Source organism: Kribbella sp. CA-253562 (assembly GCF_050942265.1).
Classification (GTDB): domain Bacteria; phylum Actinomycetota; class Actinomycetes; order Propionibacteriales; family Kribbellaceae; genus Kribbella.
The window spans coordinates 3075123-3091036 of sequence record NZ_CP192049.1; the positions used below are offsets into that span (position 1 = coordinate 3075123).

At 70.5% G+C, this 15914-nt stretch carries 17 protein-coding genes; 7 read left to right on the forward strand and 10 right to left on the reverse strand.

The genetic code is table 11. The annotated features are described in order from the left end of the window. Positions 1-36: 36 nt before the first annotated feature. The gene (locus ACQPXM_RS14755) at positions 37-897 is read right to left on the reverse strand and encodes a hypothetical protein (RefSeq protein ID WP_432948814.1); all 861 of its coding nucleotides are present in this window, start codon (positions 895-897) and stop codon (positions 37-39) included. A 334-nt stretch (positions 898-1231) separates the two neighbouring features. Here ACQPXM_RS14755 and ACQPXM_RS14760 point away from each other — a divergent pair, with 334 nt between their 5' ends. The 3 genes from ACQPXM_RS14760 to ACQPXM_RS14770 are packed head-to-tail and all read left to right on the forward strand — an operon-like array spanning position 1232 to position 4212. Further along, on the forward strand, positions 1232-2266 hold the full coding sequence (locus ACQPXM_RS14760) for an AAA family ATPase (protein ID WP_432948816.1): 1035 nt from the start codon (positions 1232-1234) through the stop codon (positions 2264-2266). 33 nt (positions 2267-2299) lie between these two features. Further along, the gene (locus tag ACQPXM_RS14765; RefSeq protein ID WP_432948818.1) at positions 2300-3259 is read left to right on the forward strand and encodes a DUF58 domain-containing protein; all 960 of its coding nucleotides are present in this window, start codon (positions 2300-2302) and stop codon (positions 3257-3259) included. Beyond that, entirely contained in the window at positions 3259-4212 is a 954-nt protein-coding gene (locus tag ACQPXM_RS14770; protein WP_432948820.1) for a VWA domain-containing protein, read from the forward strand. The genes ACQPXM_RS14765 and ACQPXM_RS14770 overlap by 1 nt, the downstream gene beginning before the upstream one ends. 17 nt (positions 4213-4229) lie before the next feature. On the opposite strand, the gene ACQPXM_RS14775 is transcribed toward ACQPXM_RS14770, so the two are convergent. Together ACQPXM_RS14775 and ACQPXM_RS14780 are read right to left on the reverse strand one after the other, a co-directional pair. Then, positions 4230-4619 carry a hypothetical protein gene (locus ACQPXM_RS14775; protein ID WP_432948822.1) on the reverse strand — a complete coding sequence of 130 codons (390 nt, stop codon included), beginning with the start codon at positions 4617-4619 and terminating at the stop codon, positions 4230-4232. Positions 4620-4621: 2 nt separating this feature from the next. After that, positions 4622-5491, reverse strand: coding sequence for an SDR family oxidoreductase (locus tag ACQPXM_RS14780; RefSeq protein WP_432948824.1), 870 nt, complete (start codon positions 5489-5491; stop codon positions 4622-4624). A 121-nt stretch (positions 5492-5612) separates the two neighbouring features. On the opposite strand from ACQPXM_RS14780, the gene ACQPXM_RS14785 reads away from it, so the two are divergent. Further along, positions 5613-6158: a TetR/AcrR family transcriptional regulator gene (locus tag ACQPXM_RS14785; protein ID WP_432948826.1), complete on the forward strand. Its 546-nt coding sequence runs from the start codon at positions 5613-5615 to the stop codon at positions 6156-6158. A 184-nt stretch (positions 6159-6342) separates the two neighbouring features. Next, on the forward strand, positions 6343-6840 hold the full coding sequence (locus tag ACQPXM_RS14790; protein ID WP_077017130.1) for a DUF3145 domain-containing protein: 498 nt from the start codon (positions 6343-6345) through the stop codon (positions 6838-6840). 255 nt (positions 6841-7095) lie between these two features. Here the strand turns inward: ACQPXM_RS14790 and ACQPXM_RS14795 are convergent, their stop codons facing one another. The 7 genes from ACQPXM_RS14795 to ACQPXM_RS14825 form a co-directional block, all read right to left on the reverse strand. Next, positions 7096-8523 carry an acyl-CoA carboxylase subunit beta gene (locus ACQPXM_RS14795; protein ID WP_432948828.1) on the reverse strand — a complete coding sequence of 476 codons (1428 nt, stop codon included), beginning with the start codon at positions 8521-8523 and terminating at the stop codon, positions 7096-7098. 158 nt (positions 8524-8681) lie between these two features. Beyond that, positions 8682-9917, reverse strand: a complete 1236-nt coding sequence (locus tag ACQPXM_RS14800; RefSeq protein WP_432948830.1) for a beta-ketoacyl-[acyl-carrier-protein] synthase family protein — start codon at positions 9915-9917, stop codon at positions 8682-8684. A 147-nt stretch (positions 9918-10064) separates the two neighbouring features. Continuing rightward, positions 10065-10313, reverse strand: a complete 249-nt coding sequence (locus ACQPXM_RS14805) for an acyl carrier protein (RefSeq protein WP_077017127.1) — start codon at positions 10311-10313, stop codon at positions 10065-10067. Between the two features lie 83 nt (positions 10314-10396). Beyond that, positions 10397-11395: a beta-ketoacyl-ACP synthase III gene (locus ACQPXM_RS14810; protein WP_432948833.1), complete on the reverse strand. Its 999-nt coding sequence runs from the start codon at positions 11393-11395 to the stop codon at positions 10397-10399. 1 nt (position 11396) lies between these two features. Beyond that, a complete protein-coding gene (locus ACQPXM_RS14815; RefSeq protein ID WP_432948835.1) occupies positions 11397-12587 on the reverse strand; it encodes an acyltransferase domain-containing protein in 1191 nt (396 codons plus the stop codon). Positions 12588-12665: 78 nt separating this feature from the next. Beyond that, positions 12666-13865, reverse strand: a complete 1200-nt coding sequence (locus ACQPXM_RS14820; RefSeq protein WP_432948837.1) for a PucR family transcriptional regulator — start codon at positions 13863-13865, stop codon at positions 12666-12668. 96 nt (positions 13866-13961) lie between these two features. Continuing rightward, positions 13962-14276, reverse strand: coding sequence for a hypothetical protein (locus ACQPXM_RS14825; RefSeq protein ID WP_432948839.1), 315 nt, complete (start codon positions 14274-14276; stop codon positions 13962-13964). Between ACQPXM_RS14825 and ACQPXM_RS14830 the strand changes: the two genes are divergently transcribed. Both ACQPXM_RS14830 and ACQPXM_RS14835 read left to right on the forward strand, forming a co-directional pair. Then, positions 14263-14574: a hypothetical protein gene (locus tag ACQPXM_RS14830; protein WP_432948841.1), complete on the forward strand. Its 312-nt coding sequence runs from the start codon at positions 14263-14265 to the stop codon at positions 14572-14574. The two genes, ACQPXM_RS14825 and ACQPXM_RS14830, sit on opposite strands and share 14 nt — an antisense overlap. Before the next feature lie 276 nt (positions 14575-14850). Beyond that, positions 14851-15897: a PHP domain-containing protein gene (locus ACQPXM_RS14835; RefSeq protein WP_432948843.1), complete on the forward strand. Its 1047-nt coding sequence runs from the start codon at positions 14851-14853 to the stop codon at positions 15895-15897. Positions 15898-15914 lie beyond the last annotated feature (17 nt).

Genomic DNA, 15914 nt, shown 5'->3' on the forward strand with positions numbered 1-15914 from the left:
GGCCAGCCGCGTACGCAGGGGCCGGGCACCGCGGGGCTAGAACCGGTCGGCAGGATCGCCCGGCGTACCAGGCGAGTTCGGGCTGGTACCAGGCGTGCCCGGGCGAGTGACAGTACTGCTCGGCGTCCCCGGGCTCGGTCCGGTGGTCGGGCTGACCGTACCCGGCGGCGGCGTGGTCGGCGTGACCGTCACCGTCGCCGTGCCGCTCGGATCCGGAATCACCGGCCCCGGATCGACCTCGGGCGCGTTGCGGAACAGCAGCCACGCGATCAGTACGGCGATCGCCATGATCAGCGCCATCGCGAGCAGCGACAGGATCAGCGCCAGCCGGGACGCCGGACGCAGCGCTGACGGCCACGGCAGCGGCCAGATCCGGAACAACCCCGGGCGCCGACGGCCCTCCCAGTAGTGCCGGAAGTCCGGCCCGCGGACCCGGCCGAGCTGCGGAACCCGGTCCATCAGTACGGCGGACAGCACGTCCTCGCCGCGGCGTTCGGCGATCAGCCGCTCGTCGGCCGCCGAGCTCGAACCGTCGTCCTCGCGCACCGGGCCCAGCGCGACCCACAACGCGAGATCGTCGTCGTCCGCGTCGTTGTGCGCCAGCACGGCGTCCTCGGGCAGCGCGTCGACCGCCCGGACGAACCGGTCCCGCGCGGCCGCGTCGTCGGCCGAGCCCTCGGTCATCATCGCCACCACGGCGCCGCGGCCGTTCTCGTCCGACGCGGAGTACAAGTAGCCTGCCGCGTTCGCCCCGAGCCGCCCGCGCAGCCAGAACTCGCCGACCCGCGGCGGGTCCTCCGGCAGCAGCGGCAACGCGTCCGGCAGCGTACGCGCGGGCGCGCTCACCTCGGGAGCGTCCGGCGGCACGGTCGTCGTCGGCGATTGGGTCGCGGTCATCACCACCAATCCCACCACATCGGCGGTAAAGCTGTCGCCCACCCCGACGTGAGCCGACCTGCACCACCGACCAACCACCGCCGCCGCGGTGCCTCTGCGCTTGATCACGCTCAGGCGGTCACGGCATCCGCTGGTTGGTCGGTGGTGCAGGTCGGTGCCGCCAGGAAGGGAACCGCGCAGAGCCCGGCGTACGGACAACGAGGAGTGCGGATTTGAGTCGGCGGGGAGGATGGAGACTGGCCCGGGTGGGGCGTGGTGTGGCTGAGCCCGGGGATCTGATGGAATGACCGGAGTTCCCGAGCACCAGGCCCGCGTGGGCCCCGGAAGGACAGGCATGACCGAAACCACCGTCCCGGCGGGGTCAGTGGCCCAGCAGTCTCGTCTGGTCGGCGAGGCGATCACCGAGGTCAAACGCGTGATCGTCGGCCAGGAGCACATGGTCGAGACGCTGATGGTGTCGCTGCTGGCCAAGGGGCACTGCCTGCTCGAAGGCGTTCCGGGCGTCGCGAAGACGCTGGCGGTGCGCACCTTCGCGTCGGTGGTCGGCGGGTCGTTCGCGCGGATCCAGTTCACCCCGGACCTGGTCCCCTCCGACATCGTCGGCACCCGGATCTACCGGCAGACCCGGGAGGCCTTCGACATCGAGCTGGGCCCGACGTTCGTGAACTTCGTGCTCGCCGACGAGGTGAACCGGGCCCCGGCCAAGGTGCAGTCGGCGATGCTGGAGCTGATGGCCGAGCGGCAGGTGTCGATCGGTGGCCAGACCTTTCCGATGCCGAAGCCGTTCATCGTGATCGCGACCCAGAACCCGATCGAGTCTGAGGGCGTCTACCCGCTGCCCGAGGCGCAGCGCGACCGCTTCCTGGTCAAGATCGACGTGCCGCACCCGCGCGGGCACGAGGAGTTCGAGATCCTGCGCCGGATGAGCGTCGACCCGCCGCAGCCGCGGCAGGTGCTGCAGCCGGAGACGATCATGGAGCTGCAGCGCTCGGCCGAGCAGGTCTTCGTGCACAACCTGGTCGCGGAGTACGCCGTCCGCCTGGTGATGGCGACCCGGACGCCGACCGACTTCCACCTGCCCGACCTGGAGCCGATCATCGAGCTCGGCGTCAGCCCGCGGGCGACGCTCGGCCTGATCTCGGCCGGTCGCGCCCTGGCGCTGATCCACGGCCGCGACTACCTGCTGCCGAGCGACGTGCAGACCGTCGCGCTGGACGTGATGGGCCACCGCCTCGGCCTCACCTTCGACGCGATCGCGGACAACATCGACGCCCGCGCCGTGATCGAGCGGATCCTGGCCACCGTCCCGCCGCCGCAGCCGGTCTGGCGCGACGGCAACGACGCCAACGGCCGCCCCGAGTTCGTCTAGCTGATGGCCAATCGACCCGACCCACGAGTTGCGATGACGATTTCGCAGCTCGCGCCCGAGCGGGCGTTGCGCCGGCTGGAGCTGACCGTCGTACGGCGGCTCGAGGGGTACCTGCACGGCGAACACCTCGGGTTGCTGCCCGGGCCGGGCACCGAGCTGGCCGAGGCTCGCGAGTACCAGGTGGGCGACGACGTCCGCCGGATGGACTGGGCGGTCACGGCCCGTACGACGATGCCGCACGTGCGCGACCTGATCGCGGACCGCGAGCTGGAGACCTGGGCGCTGGTCGACCTGTCCGCGTCGATGGACTTCGGTACGTCGCAGCTGGAGAAGCGCGAGCTGGCGGTCGCCGCCGTGGCCACTGTCGGCTTCCTGACCCACCGGCTCGGCGACCGGTTCGGCGGGCTGATGCTGCGCGACTCGACGCTGCGCCGCTGGCCGGCCCGCTCCGGCCGCCTCGCGCTGTACGGGCTGCTCCGCGCGTTGCTGGCCGAGAAGGACCACGGCGAGCAGCAGGCCCGCAGCGACCTGGCCGGCGCGCTCGACTCGATGGCCCGGACGCAGCGCAAACGCGGCCTGCGGGTGGTCGTGTCGGACTTCCTCACCCCCGAGGACGGCGAGATCGACAGCCGGATGGAACCCTCCTGGGAGCGCGCGATGCGCAAGCTGACCGCGCAGCACCAGGTGCTCGCGGTCGAGATCGTCGACCCGCGCGAGCTCGAACTGCCCAACATCGGCGTGGTGATGATCGGTGATCCCGAGACCGGCCAGGTCCGCGAGATCGACACCCGCAAGCGCCGGGTCCGCGAGGAGTACGCCGCCGCGGCGCTCGCGCAGCGGGAACGAACCCGGATCGCCCTGCGTAGGGTAGGAGCCGGGCACCTCGTTCTGCGGACCGATCGGGACTGGGTCGCCGACACCGTGCGGTTCGTGCTCGCCTACAAGCGAGTCGCGCCGCGCCTGCACCAACCGCCGAAGGGAGTGGCTCGCTGATGGAGTTCCTGTCTCCGGCCCGACTCTGGTTCCTGCTGCTGATCCCGCTCGTGATCGCGGCGTACATCTACCTGCAGCACCGGCGCGCGCAGTACGCGCTGCGCTTCACCAACATCGCCCTGCTCGACCGGGTCGCCCCGCGCCGGCCGCAGTGGCGCCGGCACCTCGCGGTCGGGCTCGCGCTGCTCGCGGCGTGCTCCTGCATCGTGGCGTTCGCGCAGCCCAAGGACGAGGTCAAGGTGCCGCGTGAGCGGGCCACGATCGTGGTCGCGATCGACGTCTCGCTGTCGATGATGGCCACCGACGTCGACCCGAACCGGCTGGAGGCGGCGAAGAAGTCGGCGAAGAACTTCGTCAACCAGCTGCCCGGCAAGTTCAACGTGTCGCTGGTCAGCTTCGCCGGGACGGCCTCGATCATCGTGCCGCCGACCACCGACCGGGCCACCGTGCAGCGCTCGATCGACGGACTGGAACTGGCCGAGTCGACCGCGACCGGCGAAGGCATCTTCACCTCGCTGCAGGCGCTGACCCAGGTCCCGCCCGATCCCGAGCACCCCAACGACCCGGCCCCGGCGCGCATCGTGCTGCTGTCCGACGGCAAGCGCACGGTCGGCCGCACGGCGCAGGAAGGCGCGCAGGCGGCCAAGGCGAAGAACACGCCGATCTACACGATCACCTTCGGCACCGACTCGGGCTTCATCGAGATGGACGGGATCCGGCAGCGGGTCCCCCCGGACCGCGCCGAGCTGCGCAGCGTCGCGGAGATCACCGGCGGCGAGGCGTACACGGCCGAGTCCGCCGGCGAGCTGGAGGACGTCTACAAGGACATCGGCTCCTCGGTCGGCTACGACAAGGTCGACAAGGAAGTCACCTCGCGGTTCGCGGGCATCGCGATGCTGTTCACGCTGGCCGCCGCCGGTGCCTGCATCGCGCTGGCCTCACGCTTCCCGTAGCAGCCTGCCGCCGGCAATCACCCCGCTGAGCGGGTGAAGCCACCCAGATGCTCGGGGAACACGGTGATCGGAACTCCCGAGCCGGCCGCCTGACTCAGCATCTGCAGAATGGCCGGCGTCGGTTCGCCGTACATGCGGATGTTCGTCGTGCCCTCCAGCGTCTCCTGGTACGACAGGTCGGACTTTTCCGCGAGCACCCGCAGGTGATGCTCGAACGACGCCGCGTCCGGGTGCACCTGGACGTACTCGACCTCGGTGCCGTCCGCGCTGACGTACTCGTGGAAGGCGATCGTGCGCGGCTCGTTGTCCTGGATGAACCGGATCCAGCCGGGCACGCGGGCCTTCTCCGCGTCGAGCTTGCCGTCGCGCACCTTGTTGGTGGCGACGAAGATGAACGCATTCGTCATGATCACAGCTCCATTTCCACCGGGGTGTCACCCGGCTTGGCGGCCAGGCCGGCCCACAGCGAGCCCGGCGTCCCGAGGATGGACTGGCGGAACTGCCGCCAGTAGTTCTGCGGGCCCAGGATCTGCTTGCCGAGCGGGATGAACTCCGCGTCCGGACCCGAGTAGTACCGCACGGTGGCCGGGTCGGCGTCGACCGCGGCCTGGTACACCACGGCGGCGGTGACGGCGGGGTCCGAGCCGGTCGGCGAGTTCTTGGCGAAGAACGCTGCGACGCCCGGCTGGTACTCGGCCGAGATCTCGGCGGCGTCGATCTTGGTGAAGATCCGGGTGGCGTGCTGACCGGGCAGGACCGCCCGCACCTTCACGCCGAACTCGGCCAGCTCGAGGTTCAGGGCCTCGCTCAGGGTGGCCACAGCGGCCTTGGACGCCGCGTAGACCGAGCTGTACGGATAGCCCTGTTCGGCCGTCAGTGAGGCGATGTTGATCACCACGCCGGACCGCTGCGAGCGCAGCACCGGCAGGAACGACTTCGTCAGCGCGATCAGCCCGAAGACGTTGGCCTCGAACTGGTGACGCACCTGGTCCATGCTGGTGTCCTCCAGCGGGCCCATCTGGTAGTGCCCAGCGTTGTTCACCAGTACGTCGACCCTGCCGAACTGCCTCAGCGCGCGGTCGGCAAACGCTCTGGTCGCGTCCTCGTCGGTGACCTCGAGCAACAGTGTCTTCACCGAGGGCAGGTCGTTGTGCACGCCGAGGTCCTGCTCGCGGCGCACCGTGGCGACCACGTTCCAGCCGCGCTGGGCGAACTCGGCCACAGTCGCTCGGCCGAGCCCGGAGGCCGTTCCGGTCACCACGACGGTTTGCTGCGTCATGATCGTGTCCTTCCATCTGTACGTCTTACCTGACACTCAATATAAGACGTAAGTGTCGCAGATAATTCCGCAGACGAGATCTCTCAGTTGTGATCCGGCTCACGCATGCAACAATGGTCAAGTGCTCCGTACTGATGCCGCCCGGAACGCCGACACCGTTCTGGCCACCGCCGCCCAACTGCTGGCCGCTAATCCGGCGGCGTCGATGGCGGAGATCGCGCGCGCGGCGGGGCTGGACCGGTCGACGGTCTACCGCAGGTTTCCGTCCCGCGACGCGCTGGTCACCGCCATGTTCGCGGCCAAGCTCGATGCGGCGGAGCAGGCGCTCGACGACGCACGGGTCGAGACCGCGCCGTTCACCGTCGCGGTGCACCGGTTCCTCGAGGAGATGATCCAGGTCGGCCGCCGGTGGCCGGTGGACATGTCGCTGCTGCTCCAGGACGAGCCCAGCCGGAACCGGCACGACGAGCAGCGGGCGCGCGTCGAGCGGCTGGTCGAGCGAGGCATCCGGGACGGCGCCGTACGTGACGACCTGCCGTCCGGGTGGGCCTGCGACGTACTGCTCGCGCTGCTCGACCTGGCCATTCACAAGTACCAGGACCTCGAGCCGGGGCCGGCCGCGGATCTGGTGATGGAGTCGTTCCTCCACCTCGGCCGCGCCGGCTGAGCAGCGGATCGGCAGTTCCGGACCGATCGGTGCCGGATTGCGACACGACGGTGATGTAGTTGACATGGCGTGGTTGCTGGTGTCACAGGGGTCAGTGGTGCAAGATGGGTCTCGCTGTCCGGGACTTTCGAGCCCGTGTTCGAGAACGCTGGGGAAGGCGCAGCTCGAGCACAAGGAGGTCCTGGTGGCGACGACTCGTGGCGTTTTGTACGTCCACACGGTGCCGTCAGCGCTGTGCCCGCATGTCGAGTGGGCAGCGGGCGGCATCCTTGGCGTGCCTGTGAAACTGGACTGGACGCCGCAGCCCGCGGCCCAGGGCACGTACCGGGCGGAGCTGTCGTGGCAGGCGGAAGCCGGTACGGCGGCCAAGCTGGCGTCCGCGTTGCGCGGATGGCAGAAGCTGCGCTTCGAGGTCACCGAGGAGCCGAGCAACGGCGTCGAGGGCGAGCGGTACTCGTTCACGCCGACGCTCGGGGTGTTCCACGCGACCACCGGGGTGCACGGCGACATCATGGTGCCCGAGGACCGGCTGAAGGCCGCGATGCTCAAGGCCGCCAGCGGTGAGGCCGACCTGACCGAGGAGGTCGAGCGTTTGCTCGGCCGGCCCTGGGACGACGAACTGGAACCGTTTCGCTACGCGGGTGACGGTGCTCCGGTCCGCTGGCTCCACCAGGTGGTCTGAGGACTGAATCAACCGCTCGACAGCAAACCTGAGAACTTCTGAAGAAAGCAGTGAAGGCAGGAGCTTTTCGCCGGACTTTCGACGATGCTGGAGACCCACAGCTTCCCCGATGAAACGGGGACCAGGCCGTGGCCGCTGGGCCACCGGGTGTCGGGACACCCCCGGTTGTCACCAAACAGCGGCCGCACCACGTGGAAAGGGCGCGAACCCCAGCAGTGGTTCGCGCCCTTTCTCCTTGTCTGCAAGGGGTTCGTTCTACAGAGGGATGTTCCCGTGCCGTCCGCGGACCTTGCCGGTCGCCTCGGCTGCCGCGATCGCGGCGGCCAGCGCGGAGCGGGTCTTGGCCGGCTCGACGACCTCGTCGACGACGCCGATCTCGCGGGCCCGCTCGATGCCGCCGGCGATCTTCTCGTGCTCGGCGGCCAGTTCGGCCTCGACCTGCGTGCGCAGCTCCGGAGCGACCTCGGCCAGCTTGCGCCGGTGCAGGATCCGGATCGCGGCGACCGCGCCCATCACGGCCACCTCGGCCCGCGGCCAGGCGAACACCCGGGTCGCGCCGAGCGAGCGCGCGTTCATCGCGATGTACGCGCCGCCGTAGGTCTTGCGCGTCACCAGCGTCACCCGCGGTACGACGGACTCCGCGAAGGCGTGCAGCAGCTTGGCACCACGGCGTACGACGCCGTCCCATTCCTGACCGACGCCCGGCAGGTAGCCGGGCACGTCGACCAGCACCACCATCGGTACGCCGAACGCGTCGCACATCCGCACGAACCTCGACGCCTTCTCGGCCGACAGCGCGTCCAGGCAGCCGCCGAGGCGCAGCGGGTTGTTCGCGATCACGCCGACCGTGCGCCCGCCGAGCCGGCCGAGCGTGGTGACGATGTTCGGCGCCCAGCGCTGGTGCAGCTCGACGCCGGAGCCCTCGTCGAGGACGCCGCCGACCAGCGGGTGCACGTCGTACGCGCGCTTGGCCGACTCCGGCAGCAGACCGGACAGGTCACTGTCGGAGACGTCGCCGGAGACCTCGCCCTGGTTCGCGAACAGATCGGCGAGCCGCCGGGCCTGCTCGATCGCGGCCGCCTCGGAATCGGTCGTGATGTGGACGACGCCGGAGCGCCGGCCGTGCGGCTCGGGACCGCCGAGGCGCAGCATGTCGACGTCCTCGCCGGTGACCGAGCGGACCACATCCGGACCGGTGACGAAGATCCGTCCCTCCGGGCCGAGGATCACCACGTCGGTCAGCGCCGGCCCGTACGCCGCGCCGCCGGCCGCCGGGCCGAGCACGACGGAGATCTGCGGGATCTTGCCCGAGGCCTGCGTCATCGCGTAGAAGATCTTGCCGACCGCGTGCAGGCTGAGCACACCCTCGGCCAGCCGCGCGCCGCCGGAATGCCACAGCCCGATGATCGGCAGCTCCTCGCGCCGCGCCACCTCGTACGCCGTACAGACGACCTCGCAGCCCTCGTCGCCCATCGCGCCGCCCATCACGGTCGCGTCGGAGCAGAACGCGACGACCGGCGCCCCCGCGATCGTGCCGCGCACGGCGAGCATGCCGGACAGGTCGTCGGGGGTGATCAGCTCGAGCGAGCCGGGGTCGAGCAGGTTCGTCAGCCGGGTGACCGGGTTGCGGGGGTCCAGTTCGCGGGGCAGCTTCGCTGGTTTGTTCGGAGCGCTGGTGGTCATGGGGCCTCCCGGCCTGGATTGAGGAGCACCGCCAAGGTCATGGGGCCTCCCGGTCTGGACTGAGGAGCGGAGGGAGCGAAGCGACTGAAGCGACGAGGGAAGACCGGGAGATCAAGCCCCATGACCCGCCGTGCCGGAGGCGCGGCAATATGTACAGCTCAGATTGACTTGAAGGCCAAGGCGACGTTGTGGCCGCCGAAGCCGAAGGAGTTGTTCAGCGCCGCGATGTCGCCGTCGCCGAGCTTGCGCTGTTCGGTGGCGATGTCGAGGTCGACGCCGTCGTCCACCTTGTCGAGGTTGATCGTCGGCGGCACCACGCGGTGGTGCAGCGCGAGCACGGTGGCGATCGACTCGACCGCACCGGCCGCGCCGAGAAGGTGACCGAACATCGACTTCGGCGCGGTCGCGACCGCCTGGTCGGCCGCGCTGCCCAGCGCCTTGCGGATCGCCACCGACTCGGCGACGTCACCGACCGGCGTCGAGGTGGCGTGCGCGTTGATGTGCACGATGTCGCCGGCCGTCAGGTCGCCCTCGCGCAGCGCCTGCAGCATCGCGCGCTCCGCGCCGGAGCCGGTCGGGTCGGGCTGCACGATGTCGTGGCCGTCGGCGGTGATGCCGGAGCCGGCGAACTCGGCGTAGATCTTGGCGCCGCGGGCGACCGCGTGCTCGTAGGTCTCCAGCACCAGGACGCCGGCGCCCTCACCGAGCAGGAAGCCGTCACGGTCGACGTCCCACGGCCGCGACGCGCGCTCCGGGTCGTCGTTGCGCCGGCTCAGCGCCATCATCTGGCCGAACGCGGCCAGCGGCAGTCCGGCGATCGACCCCTCCGCGCCGCCGGCGACCACGATGTCGGCCCGGCCGAGCCGGATCTGGTCGGCGGCCAGCGAGATCGCCTCATTGCTGGAGGCGCAGGCCGAAACGGGCGTCTGGACGCCGGCCAGCGCGCCGAGCTCGAGGCCGACGTTGGCGGCCGCGGAGTTCGGCATCAGCATCGGGATCGCCAGCGGCGAGACCCGGCGCGGGCCGTTGCGCAGCGCGTCGTAGTTGGCCAGCGTGGTGAGCAGGCCGCCGATGCCGGTGGCGATCGCGACCCCGAGGCGGGTCTTGTCCAGCTCGACGTCGGCCAGGCCGGAGTCGGCCCAGGCCTCACGGGCGGCGACCACCGCGAACTGCGCGTTGCGGTCCAGCCGCCGGGCCTTGACCCGCTCGATGATCTCGGTCGGCTCGACCGCGGCCGGGGCGGCGATCTTCACCGGCAGTTCCTCGACCCAGTCGGCGGTCAGCAGCTTGGCGCCGGACCGGCCGGCCAGCAGGCTTTCCCAGGTACTGGCGACGTCGCCCCCGACCGGGGTCGTCGCTCCGAGCCCGGTGATCACGACTCGGGTCTTCGACATGGTTACCTCATCCTTCGGCGAGAGAACTGGTGCGAGTAACGGGAACGCCGGCGGACCGGCGGGGTGGACTGCGGTGGTGACTGGCGCGGTGCCGGCAGCGAAGACCCGAGGGTCGCCCGCCGCCGGCCCGATCCGGGCAGGGCTCGGTCAGCCGTTCTGGGCGCGCTCGATGAACGCGACCGCGTCGCCGACGGTCTTCAGATTCTTGACCTCGTCGTCGGGGATCTTCACGCTGAACTTCTCCTCGGCGGCCACCACGACCTCCACCATGGAGAGCGAGTCGACGTCGAGGTCGTCGGTGAAGGACTTGTCCAGCTGGACGTCCTCGACCGGGATACCCGCGATCTCGTTGACGATCTCGGCGAGGTTGCTGCGGATCTCTTCGGTGCTGGCCATCTGTGTGGTTTCCCTTTCGGATTCTGCTGCTTGCGTACGCCGGGCCCGGCCACCTGAGCCGTTCCCGGACAACTGGGGGAGTGCTACGGGATCCGGATCACCTGGCCGGCGTACACCAGCCCGGCCCCGAATCCGATGATGAGCGCCAGGTCGCCGCTCTTGGCCTCGCCGGACTCACGCATCGCCTCGATGGCCAGCGGGATCGAGGCCGCCGAGGTGTTGCCCTGGCGCTCGATGTCGCGGGCCACCTTGACGTGCTCGGGCAGCTTGAGCGCCCGGCGCATCGCGTCGGTGATCCGCATGTTGGCCTGGTGCGGCACGAACAGATCGAGGTCCTCGGCGCTCACGCCGGCCACGTCCAGCGCCTGCTGCGCGGCCTTGGCCATCTCGTACGACGCCCAGCGGAAGACCGGGTTGCCGTCCATCGTCAGGTGCGGCCAGTTGAAGCTGCCGGCCGCCTCCTGCCAGGACTCCTTCTGGCTGATCAGCGCGTGCTGGGTGCCGTCGGACCCCCACACCACCGGGCCGATGCCCTGCTCTTCGGACGGGCCGACCACGGCCGCGCCGGCGCCGTCGGCGAAGATGAACGCCGTGCCGCGGTCGGTCCGGTCGGTGATGTCGCTGAGCCGCTCGACGCCGATCGCCAGCACGTACTTCGCGCTGCCGCCGCGAACCATGTCACTGGCCATCGCGACGCCGTAGCAGAAGCCCGCACAGGCCGCGGAGATGTCGAACGCGGCGGCCGTCGGGGCGCCGACCTCGACCGCGATCCGGGTCGCGATCGCGGGCGTCTGGTACAGGTGCGTGACGGTGGCGACGACGACGCAGCCGATCTGGGCCGGGTCGATGCCGGAGTCGCGCAGCGCCTGCTTGGCGGCCTCGACCGACATCATCAGCACGGTCTCGTCGGGCTCGGCCCAGCGCCGTTCGCGGATCCCGGACCTGGTCCGGATCCACTCGTCGCTGGAGTCGATCTGCTCGAGGATCACCGAGTTCGGCACGACGCGCCGCGGGCGGTAGGAACCGAGGCCCAGGACGGCGGTGTGCGCCGCGCCCTGGACGGAAGCGATCGTGCCGGTCATGTCAGTTTCCTCCGCTCGGATGCAACCGGACCAGCGGCTGCCCGGGGGCGACCGGGTCGCCCTCCTCGACCAGCCACTCCACCACGATGCCGCCGTGCGGGGCGCGCACCTCGAGCTCGTCGCGCAGGCTCTTCACCGTCGCGACCACCTCCCCGGCCTCGACCGCGTCGCCCGCCTCGCGCTTGACCTGCGCCTCGCGGGTGAAGGTGCCCTTCATCGGCGCGACCAGCAGCCGCCAGGTCGGCGAGGCGTCGATCTCCGACGGGCTGCCGTGCTTGTCGACGAAGGCGCGGGCGTCGTCGAGCTGGTCGGGCGTCTTCAGCGCGAACGTCTCGACGCCCTTGAGCGCGCGCTTGGCGATCCCGGTCAGCGTGCCGGCCGGGGTCACCTCCAAGATGCCGGTGACCTGCAGGTCGGCCATCGTCTGCATGCACAGGTCCCAGCGGACGGGTGAGTTGACCTGCTGGACCAGGCGCTGCAGGACGTCCTGGCCGTCGTGCACGACCTGGCCGTCGCGGTTGGAGATCAGCCGCGCGCGGGGGTCGTGGGTGGTGATCGAGCGGGCGTAGCCGGCCAGGGTCTGGACGGCGGGCTCCATGTGCTTGGTGTGGAAGGCGCCGGCCACCGACAGCGGGATCAGCCGGGCCTTGGCCGGCGGGTCCTCGGCGAGTGCGGCCAGCTCCTCGACGGTGCCGGCGGCAACGATCTGGCCGGGGCCGTTGTCGTTGGCGGCGGTCAGCCCGTACTGCGCGAGCTTGGCCAGGATCTCGTCCCGGTCACCACCCAGTACGGCGGTCATCGAGGTCGCGGTCTGCGCGGACGCGGCGGCCATCGCCTTGCCGCGCTCGCGGACGAAGACCATCGCCTGCTCGGCGCTGATCACGCCGGCGCCGACCGCCGCGGCGATCTCGCCGACGCTGTGGCCGGCCAGCGCGCCCATCTTCTGGAACGCGTCGCCGGGGTGCGGGAACACGGCCAGCGCGGCCAGCATGCTGGAAGCGACCAGCAGCGGCTGCGCGATCGCGGTGTCCCGGATGGTGTCCGCGTCGGCCTTCGTGCCGTAGTGGGCGAGGTCGAGACCGGCGACGGCCGACAGCCAGTTCAACCGGTTCTCGAAGACTGGGTCCTCCAGCCACGGCTCGAGGAAACCTGGGGCTTGGGCGCCCTGTCCGGGCGCGACGATGACGAGCACGTGACAACTCTCCCTGAGCCGGGCCGATCGTGGGCTACGCGGCAGCACGAATTCTACCGCCTGGACTTTGTAGGGATCCTACAAAACGTGGGCTCCCGGTTCCGGGTTGAGCAGGCGGCCGAGGGCCAGTGCGACACGCAGTGTGAAAGCGTCGCGGGGATTGCCCGGCGAGTAGCCGGTGATTTCGCCCACACGCTTCAGCCGGTACCGGACGGTATTGGCGTGGATGAACATCGCCCGGGCCGTCGCCTCGATCGAACCACCGGAGTCCAGGTACGCCGAAACGGTGTCCAGCAGCACTCCGTCGCCCATCGTGAGCGGGCCGTAGACGCCGGTGGCCAGTTGGCGGCGGGCGTGACCGTCGCCGGACAGCGATCGCTCGGCGAGCAGTTCGTCGGCGTGCACCGGTCGCGGAGCCGTCGGCCAGGCCGGCGCCGCGCGCAGTCCGGCGACTGCCGCGCGGGCCGAGGTGACGGCTGCCATCAGGTCCTTGACGACCGGCCCGACGACGATCGGGCCGGGCCCGAACCAGCCGACCAGCTTTTGTACGATCTCGACAGGTTTACTCGTACCACCAAGTACTATCACCAGCCGGTCGCCCTGCATCGCGCACAACGCATCGGCACCGGCTTCGCGGGCGGCGGCCCGGACGGCGTCGGAGACGTTCGCCGTACCGGACTCTCCGTCGGGGGCCCGGCCGACCACGACCGCCACCTCGGACGACCCGGTCGCGCCGGTCCAGCCCAGCGCCGATGCGCGCGACCGGACCGACTCGTCGGCCTCGCCGCGGATCACCGAGTCGACCACCAGCGCTTCCAGCCGGGCGTCCCAAGCGCCGCGCATCTCGGCCGCCTGCGCGTAGACCGCGGCCGCCGCGAACGCGACCTCGCGCGCGTACCGCTGCATCGCCTCGTGCACGGCCGGCACGTCCTCGGCCGGCAGCAGGTCGCCGATCGTGTTCTCGATCATCTCGATCGTGGTCCGGACCAGGTCGACGGTCTGGTGCAGGCTGATCACCCGGGTGAACTCCCGCGGCGCCGACCCGAACATCCGCGTCGGCATCGACGAGTGCGCCTCCGGGTCGCGGAACCAGTCCACGAACGCGGTGATGCCGGACTGCGCGACCAGTCCGATCCAGGACCGGTCCTGCGCCGACAACTTCCCGAACCACGGCAACTTCTCGTCCATCGCCGCGATCGCCGCCGTGGCCAGCGCACCAGTAGCCCCCTGCAGCCGCTCCGCGCGCGCCGCATGCCCCCGATCCTTCACCTTCGCCACGCCTCGACCCTAGCCGCAGTCGGGCAAACGCCCCGTGGGTACGGCGTCCGCGCGCCGTACGGGTGCCGACCGACCACGAACCCCACGCCGTACGAGCTAGCCGACGACGGTGAATCGCACCCCACCGGCGACTCCGGCCGTGTGCCGGTCCTGCACGGTCACGACGTAGTCGCCGGGCGGAAAGCTCCAGGTGTCGCTGTCCGCCCGCCAGGTGTAGACGATCCGGGCCTTGCCCGACGCGTCGGTCTGTTCTGCACCGCTGTAGACAAGATCACACGGTGTCGTGCGCTCGATCTTCGGGCACACCCCACCGCGGTCACTGGCCGGACTGGCGATCTCGACGTCCATGAACGTGTTCGGGTACGCGTCCCAGATCTCGATCACGACGTTCGTGGTCGTGCCCCTGCGCACCTGGACCGGACTGACCGCCACCTGCCAGTTCTTGATCGCGTCACCCGTGCTCGGCGGCGGTGGTGGAGGCTGGACGGTCGCCGCGGTGGTCTTCGTCGCGGTCGGCTTTCTCGTCGGCCGGGTCGACGGTTTCGGTGTCGGCCTCGCTGTCGGTCTGGTCGTCACCTCGGTGCTCGGCTTGGCGGTGGGAGAAGGAGTAACCGACGGTGCCGGGGGAGTCTTGCTCGGTGCCGGCGACGCGCCCGGCGAGGCCGGGGCCGACGACGGCTCGTCGGAGGCCGCGAACCAGGTGTCGTAGACGAAGTTGCCCAGCACGCCGATGACGACCCCGGAGATCAGCGTCCAGGCCCCCCGGATGGCCCAGCGCCGTACACGCTTCGACAGTGGTTCCTGCTGATGTTCGCTCACAGCCCTACCCCCACGCCGGCCGTCGACAGATGCTGGCCGGTGCCCGTTGATCGAACCACGGGTGATGCCGACGCTACGCACCGGCGTGCCTTGTCCTGACCTGATGACGGTCGAACGCTCCGCGGTCCGCCGGGGAATGGTCCGTGCGACCCGCCATGATGGGGTCATGAGCGACAAGGCTGGGGTGACGGCGGCGGTCGAGGCGTTGCGGGCGATCGGGTACTACCTGGAGCGCGACCGGCAGCCGACTCATCGGGTGAAGGCCTATCGGCGGGCCGCCGACACGATCGAGGCGTTGCCGGCGACCGAGGTGCGGGCGCGGAAGCGGGCCGGGACGCTGACCGAGTTGCCGGGGATCGGGCCGAAGACCGAGGCGGTGATCCTGGAGGCGATGGACGGCGCGGTGCCGGCGTACCTGACGAAGCTGGAGCAGGGAGCGGCCGCGCTGACCGAGGCCGGTACGGCGATGCGGGCGGCGCTGAAGGCCGATCTGCACCTGCACTCGGACTGGTCCGACGGTGGCAGCCCGATCGAGGAGATGGCGCGGACGGCGGCGCGGCTTGGGCACTCCTACATCGCGCTGACCGACCACTCGCCGCGGCTGACGGTCGCCAACGGGCTGTCCCGCGAACGGCGGCTGCAGCAGCTCGAGGTGGTCGCCGAGCTGAACAAGAAGCTCGCCGACGAGCTGGACGGGTTCCGGATCCTGAACGGGATCGAGGTCGACATCCTGGACGACGGGTCGCTGGACTGCGACACCGAGATCCTCGCCCGGCTCGACGTGGTCGTGGCCAGCGTGCACTCCAAGCTGCGGATGGCGTCGGAGCCGATGACCGAGCGGATGGTCAAGGCGATCGCCAACCCGCACGTCGACATCCTCGGCCACTGCACCGGCCGGCTCGTCACCGGCGGCCGCGGCACCCGCCCGGAGTCCGACTTCGACGCCGAGGTCGTCTTCGAGGCCTGCCGCCAGTTCGGCACCGCGGTCGAGATCAACTCCCGCCCCGAACGCCTCGACCCACCGCGCCGCCTGCTCTCCCTGGCCGTCGAGACCGGCTGCCAGTTCTCGATCGACACCGACGCGCACGCCCCCGGCCAGCTCGACTGGCAGCCCTACGGCTGCGAACGCGCCGAGGAGTGCGGCGTCGACCCGTCCCAGGTCGTCAACACCTGGGACGCCGACAAGCTGCTGGAGTGGACGGCGTCGTCATGATCAGCATGAAGTCCTTG